Source organism: Aquiflexum sp., assembly GCF_977115555.1.
In genome coordinates this window covers 1-5,554 of sequence record NZ_CDSBKL010000278.1, presented here as the reverse complement: position 1 = coordinate 5,554, position 5,554 = coordinate 1, and the positions used below count along the sequence as shown (strand labels likewise).

6 protein-coding genes and 1 pseudogene are annotated in these 5,554 nt (G+C 42.9%); 3 read left to right on the top strand and 4 right to left on the bottom strand.

Features of this window, described 5'->3' with window-relative positions; all coding sequences use genetic code 11:
* From ACZFYI_RS14775 to ACZFYI_RS14765, 3 genes and pseudogenes are all read left to right on the top strand, one after another.
* Positions 1 to 774, top strand: a pseudogene (locus ACZFYI_RS14775) (alpha-galactosidase); the annotation flags it as partial.
* 155 nt (positions 775 to 929) lie between these two features.
* The gene (gene ppk2 / locus ACZFYI_RS14770; protein ID WP_462524896.1) at positions 930 to 1,775 is read left to right on the top strand and encodes a polyphosphate kinase 2; all 846 of its coding nucleotides are present in this window, start codon (positions 930 to 932) and stop codon (positions 1,773 to 1,775) included.
* Entirely contained in the window at positions 1,775 to 2,551 is a 777-nt protein-coding gene (locus tag ACZFYI_RS14765; RefSeq protein ID WP_462524895.1) for a polyphosphate kinase 2 family protein, read from the top strand. Before ppk2 ends, ACZFYI_RS14765 begins: the two co-directional genes overlap by 1 nt.
* Positions 2,552 to 2,610: 59 nt before the next feature.
* On the opposite strand, the gene ACZFYI_RS14760 is transcribed toward ACZFYI_RS14765, so the two are convergent.
* The 4 genes from ACZFYI_RS14760 to ACZFYI_RS14745 form a co-directional block, all read right to left on the bottom strand.
* Complete coding sequence (locus tag ACZFYI_RS14760; RefSeq protein ID WP_462524894.1) at positions 2,611 to 2,934, bottom strand: hypothetical protein; 324 nt, start codon at positions 2,932 to 2,934, stop codon at positions 2,611 to 2,613.
* A gap of 6 nt (positions 2,935 to 2,940) precedes the next feature.
* Positions 2,941 to 3,162: a hypothetical protein gene (locus tag ACZFYI_RS14755; protein ID WP_462524893.1), complete on the bottom strand. Its 222-nt coding sequence runs from the start codon at positions 3,160 to 3,162 to the stop codon at positions 2,941 to 2,943.
* Positions 3,163 to 3,282: 120 nt separating this feature from the next.
* Entirely contained in the window at positions 3,283 to 4,752 is a 1,470-nt protein-coding gene (locus ACZFYI_RS14750; protein ID WP_462524892.1) for a pyruvate kinase, read from the bottom strand.
* A 51-nt stretch (positions 4,753 to 4,803) separates the two neighbouring features.
* Positions 4,804 to 5,554, bottom strand: a 751-nt coding sequence (locus tag ACZFYI_RS14745; protein WP_462524891.1) for a calcineurin-like phosphoesterase C-terminal domain-containing protein, incomplete at its 5' end; no start/stop codon positions are given.

The window sequence follows — 5,554 nt, the reverse complement described above, 5'->3', positions numbered from 1 at the left end:
GATGTCTGTGCGTCTACTTCCCATCCGGGCCATGAGGGGCTCCACGACTCGCAGTGGGTGCAGATTAATCTCCAAAAAGGACTTTATCAATGGATGAATGCACGAGGAATCTATATCAATGCGCCGGATTGGTACTTTTTGGATGGGACCCACAAGATCGCTTTGGGATATCGGGAGGTAAATTTCTCACTTCCCAGAGAAAGGCAAAAGATCCTCAACAGACAGAATATCCATGACGGAACTTGGGAAAAAACGCCTTCTATGGGTTGGGGCTTTGTACCCTTGACAGCCTATCACGGTGGTGGGGACGAAGCAGTACTTGAGCCACTAAGCGAGCACCTGGAAGACTATAAGCAACTGATGATGCAATATTATGGTGCAGGGGTGCAGGCTTGCTACAGAGGTCCGAGGCTATACGATACCGAGGAAACCAAAGCTGTGGTCATTTCTGTAATCGATTGGTATAAAAAATACCGGGAAATCCTCAATGCAGACATTATCCGACTCCGCCGGGCTGATGGCAGGGATTGGGACGGTTGGATGCATGTAGATTCACAAGGGAGAGAAAAGGCTCTAGTGATGTTGTTCAATCCTACCAATCAACCCATGTCCAAGGATTTGGTGATTCCACTTTATTATACAGGACTTACTGATCAGGCAAAGGTCAGTGTGGAGGGAGAGAGTCCAAATTCCTATTTTCTTAACCAAAGACAAGAAATCACCCTAAGGGTAGAAATTCCCGCCGATGGTTACACTTGGTTGCTAGTGGAATAGTAAGTATTTAAATGGATTATTTTTATGAAAAATAGTGATAATTGAAAACCCAGAACCCTATCAATCATGCTAATTACGAAAGGAATAGGAGCGTTTTCTTTGTTTAGTGAGCGTAATTATTTAACTTTTAATAAAATATAAAACAGATTATTTCCATGTTTTCAGCGGAGCAATTAGAAAATATCAAAACCAGAAAGGAACTGGTAGCATTGTCAAAAATTGAGGGGATCAACTTAAAGAAATCCATCAAGCGGGCAAAATATGAAGAGGAATTGAAGCTGCTACAGACTGAGCTTTCCTTACTTCAGGAGCATATCGAGAAGAAAAACCTGCGTGTTGCGGTGATTTTTGAAGGTAGGGATGCAGCAGGAAAAGGCGGTTCGATCAAGCGCTTTGTCGAATACCTCAATCCACATGCAAGTGGCGTTGTGGCACTGAGCAAACCTTCCGATGTAGAACGTGGGCAGTGGTATTTTCAACGGTATATAGAAGAACTTCCCAACAGCGGACAGATCAAGTTTTTTGACCGTAGCTGGTACAATAGGGCCGTGGTCGAGCCGGTGATGGGGTTTTGTACGGAAAAGCAATATGATACTTTCATGAGGCAGGTCCCCAATTTTGAACACATGCTTTATGAGGACGGCATCACAGTCATCAAATTCTGGTTTGACATCAGCAGAGAAGAGCAGCAAAAGCGCTTCGATGCCCGCCTTGGCAATCCTCTCAAAGAATGGAAATTCAGTCCTGTGGACTTGAAAGGACAGGAACTTTGGGACAAATTCACTGAGTACAAAGAACTGATGTTTACTGAGACCCATACCTCTTATAGTCCATGGGTGGTGGTGGAAACCAACGACAAAGAGGAGGCTAGGCTGGAAAGTTTGAGGTATGTATTGTCCAGGTTCAAATATCCCGGCAAAGGAAAAACCAAAGCCAACCTAAAGAATGACCCGAATGTGATTTTTAAATATTTCCGTAAGAACAAAAAATTTGACCTTTAATGACCATGGTACTTTCAAAAGAAGATGTAGAGGTATTGAACTCTAAAATTGGCCTTAAACATTTATTGGCAAACAAAAAAATCAACCTTGAAAAGGTGTTGGAAGCTACCCGCCATGAACTCAAATTGAGGGAAATTCAGTCGGAATTGGTCAGGTTGCAACTTTGGGTGATCGCTAACGGAAAAAAAGTGGTAGTCTTGGTGCATGGAGGTGATTCTTCGGAAAAAAGCACAATTATTAGGAAGATTTTTTCCCATAACAATCCAAGACATTTCAGGGTGGAAGTTAATTTACCACACAGGTATAAACCGGATGAGAACGACTATTATTTCAAGAAATTTGTGGAGAAATTGCCCCAAGCGGGTGAAATAGTTTTGTGGGACAGTAGCTGGTACAACAGGGCGCTTTTTGAGCCAATGCTTGGAATGTGCACAGAGGATGAATATGAAAAATTCATGGATCAGGTCAATAATTTTGATAAAATGATGGTCGATTCAGGGATTATTTTGGTCAAATTCTATTTTACCATCAGCCCTGATGAGCAGTCTGCCCGATACAATGAATTGAAAAAGTCGCCTCTGACAAGATGGAAAACCGAACATTGGATCAAATATTCGCCAAAAACCCTGAAGAAATATTTGAAATACAAAGAGGCGATGTTCGAAAAGACAAGCACTGATTTTTCCCCTTGGATAGAAATTGACAAGGATACAAGAGAAGAAGAACTCATCGCAGCAGCTGAACACCTGTTGAGCAGTATTCCTTACAAAGGATAATTGGTATCGGTAATTTAGAAAGGGTGGTAATCGTAAAAATTTCCGCCCTTATTTTTTGCTCAAACTTTTCGAAACTTTAATTGTGCTACAACAAGCAGGACAAGGCCAATCAAAAATCCTGAAATTGCAAAAAGGAATTTAAGCTTGACGAGGGTTTCAAAGAAAAGCATGTTTCCGGCGAAGCCTTGTTGGATCCATTGTGTCAGTCTGAGGTTTTCACTGATATCAAATAGCAAGGCAAAAACCTGAAGCAGCCCCAAGAAGAGCAGGAGGTTTTTTAGGAAACTGAACCTGTTGGGGGATTTATTTTGCACTGCCAAAACCTGGAATTTTTGTCTTGCCCACATACAAAGGATAAAAATTGTTGGGAACAATGTTGACATGAAAAACTAATCCAATTTCAGGTGTTGCAGGAGAAACTCCTTCTTTTTCCGTTCTGCCCCTGCTATAATCAATTCATTCAGCCTTGTCGCACTCCCCGGAAGTTCAAATTCCATCACATTGAATTTCAGCCCTGTTTCTGATTCAAATTGGGACTGATGATAGCGCATCAAGACGAAAGCAATGATGGTAAGCAGGAGGAAAATGAAGAAGGCGGATTTCAGTTTCATAAGGTTATTATTATGTTTTTACTTCTTCACCTATCTCGCCATTTTCTTTTCTTCTATGGCAATTGAGAATTATATTTTGATTTCAATCAATTTTCCACTGCCAATTAGATCAATTGGATATTAAGTATTTAGAAACCTCTCCGCAATTTTGAGTTGACGGAAGCGGAATCGCTTTTTCACCCTGTGCTCGGCGCTTCGCTGCAAGATGTCTTTGAGCGTTTCCATGACTTCGATCGTGTGGTCTCCTTTGTTGATCATGACGCATTCCGCATTGGCGGATTGTCCGGCATCGGTGATTTCGGAGCGGGTAGCCATGCCTGATTTATTGAGGCTTTCGAGTACTTGGGTGGCCCATACCACAGGAACGTGTGCGGCCTCACAGATCCAAAGGATTTCCTCCTGAATTTCCCCCATTCTCTCAAATCCGATCTCCACAGCCAGGTCACCTCTTGCGATCATCACCCCAAAAGCCCTTTGCTTCATCCCCTCTATCAGCAAAGAAGGCAGGTTGCTGACTGCTTCCGGAGTTTCTATTTTGATGATCATATGTGGGTGATGCTCCGAAATCGCCCTCAGCTCGGATTGGAGATTGCTGATATCGTCTGCTGTCCTTACAAAGGAATATCCGACCAAATCAGCATGCTCACAAATAAAAGGAAGACTGGCTTTGTCAAAATCAGTCAGGGAAGGAATCTGTATCAAGCTATCAGGAAAGTTGATGCCCTTCTTTGCCTTGATTTGGCTTTTCTCTGAGGAAATCCTGGTGATCCTTATCCCTACCTTTCCTGTTTTTGTTTTTTCTACAGTTGCCCTGATGACACCATCATCGATATAGACCCTGTCTCCTTTTTTCAAAAACCCGATAATACCCGAAACATTCGGGCTGATGACTACATCATCTTGATCAAAACCCTTACTCTCTTCTGCCAGCCAGATCAAGTCTCCTTCTTTTACCATTACTTTTCCCTTGTCCTTGCCTTTGCCAAGTAATACAGTTCTGATTTTTGGCCCTGCCAAGTCCATGTATATTTTGCAGTCTATCCCGGTCCTCTTGCTTGCTTTTCGGAGTTTGCTGATCATTTTGGACCAGGTAGCTTCATCATCATGGGCGCAATTGATCCGTGCGACATTCATGCCGTTCTCGAGCAAACTTTTAATCAGAGCATAGCTATCAGCGAATCCTGAGTCAAAAGTGACCATCAAAGAAGGAATACTGGGAATGGTTTTGTTGCCAAATAGCAAATGGCTTTTCTCTTCGATTTTCTTTTTGCTGAATGAAAAATCACAGGCATCAAGCTGATCGGCTTGGTAGTTTTCGCCCAACCTTTCCAATATCGACTGCACCTGCCTCCTGATATGGCTTTCACTGCTCGCCAAAGACGAAAGGCCATTTACATGGAGGTTGTCCTGAAGGTTGCGCAGGTCCCGGTTTCTGACAACAAGGTATTCGATGAGGTTCTTGGCTGCTTCTTTTTGGTCATTGTGCAGGTTGCTGAAAAGTCCGGACTTATCGGCCACTTTTGCTTCCATACTTTTTTCCAAAGAAATAAGCTCCTTTTTGATGTAATCAAGAGATTCTGAACCGGTCATTTTGTAAGGGTTTATCCTTTAAATGTAATGCTAAATATCAAGGATTAGAATTTAGTCAATGCCTTTTTTGTACCTGTTGCCAAATCTGTCGGTGACCTCGACTTCTACTTTTGAATTGGAGCCATTCGGCCTAAAAACAAACATATGCCCATTTTTTTGGGCGGAGATCCAAGGCTGCTTTTTGGGTTTGCCGGGAGCATAAGTATCCAAAGCCAATGGGTCAGCGGCAACCACATTTTCAGGTTTGCCGGTTTTTACCCCGTTTTCATACCAATCGACTTGCCATTCAGGATCCCAATTCCAGATGTTGACCATATAGTCATTTGGAAAATCAGGATGTGAGCCGGGACGGTATATCCGAAATTGAAAATCTTTGTCCTCACCGATACTCTGATAGTACCAAGACAAATTTCCTGCATCAGAGCGGTAGACGCCGTAGCCTTTTGGCGTGCCGTCATAGCAGATGCCTGACCACCACGCCCCGCTGATGGCGGCGGTGTTGTGCTCAAAAATATTTCCATTTACTGTGTTTTCATTCCAATGAACATGTCCGGAAATCAGATGCGCTTCATAGCCTTCCAAAATTTCATACAAAGCTTCCCTGTTGATGACCGATTCCTTGTTGATATCACGACCGGGATTATGGGCTACGATCTGCGAAAAGCTAGGAATATGCAGGAAAATGACAAGGGGATTTTTCTTGGGCACCAAAGCCAAATCCTTTTCCAGCCATTGTAATTGGGTCTCGGGAAGGTATCCGTAGTATTGTTTGCTTCCCAAAAAGTAAACATCATTCAGGACC

Excerpts from the sequence above, each read along its gene's own strand:
- ppk2 (WP_462524896.1), top strand. The coding sequence starts at position 930 with ATGTTTTCAGCGGAGCAATTAGAAAATATCAAAACCAGAAAGGAACTG.
- ACZFYI_RS14765 (WP_462524895.1), top strand. The coding sequence starts at position 1,775 with ATGACCATGGTACTTTCAAAAGAAGATGTAGAGGTATTGAACTCTAAA.
- ACZFYI_RS14760 (WP_462524894.1), bottom strand. The coding sequence starts at position 2,934 with ATGTCAACATTGTTCCCAACAATTTTTATCCTTTGTATGTGGGCAAGA.
- ACZFYI_RS14755 (WP_462524893.1), bottom strand. The coding sequence starts at position 3,162 with ATGAAACTGAAATCCGCCTTCTTCATTTTCCTCCTGCTTACCATCATT.
- ACZFYI_RS14750 (WP_462524892.1), bottom strand. The coding sequence starts at position 4,752 with ATGACCGGTTCAGAATCTCTTGATTACATCAAAAAGGAGCTTATTTCT.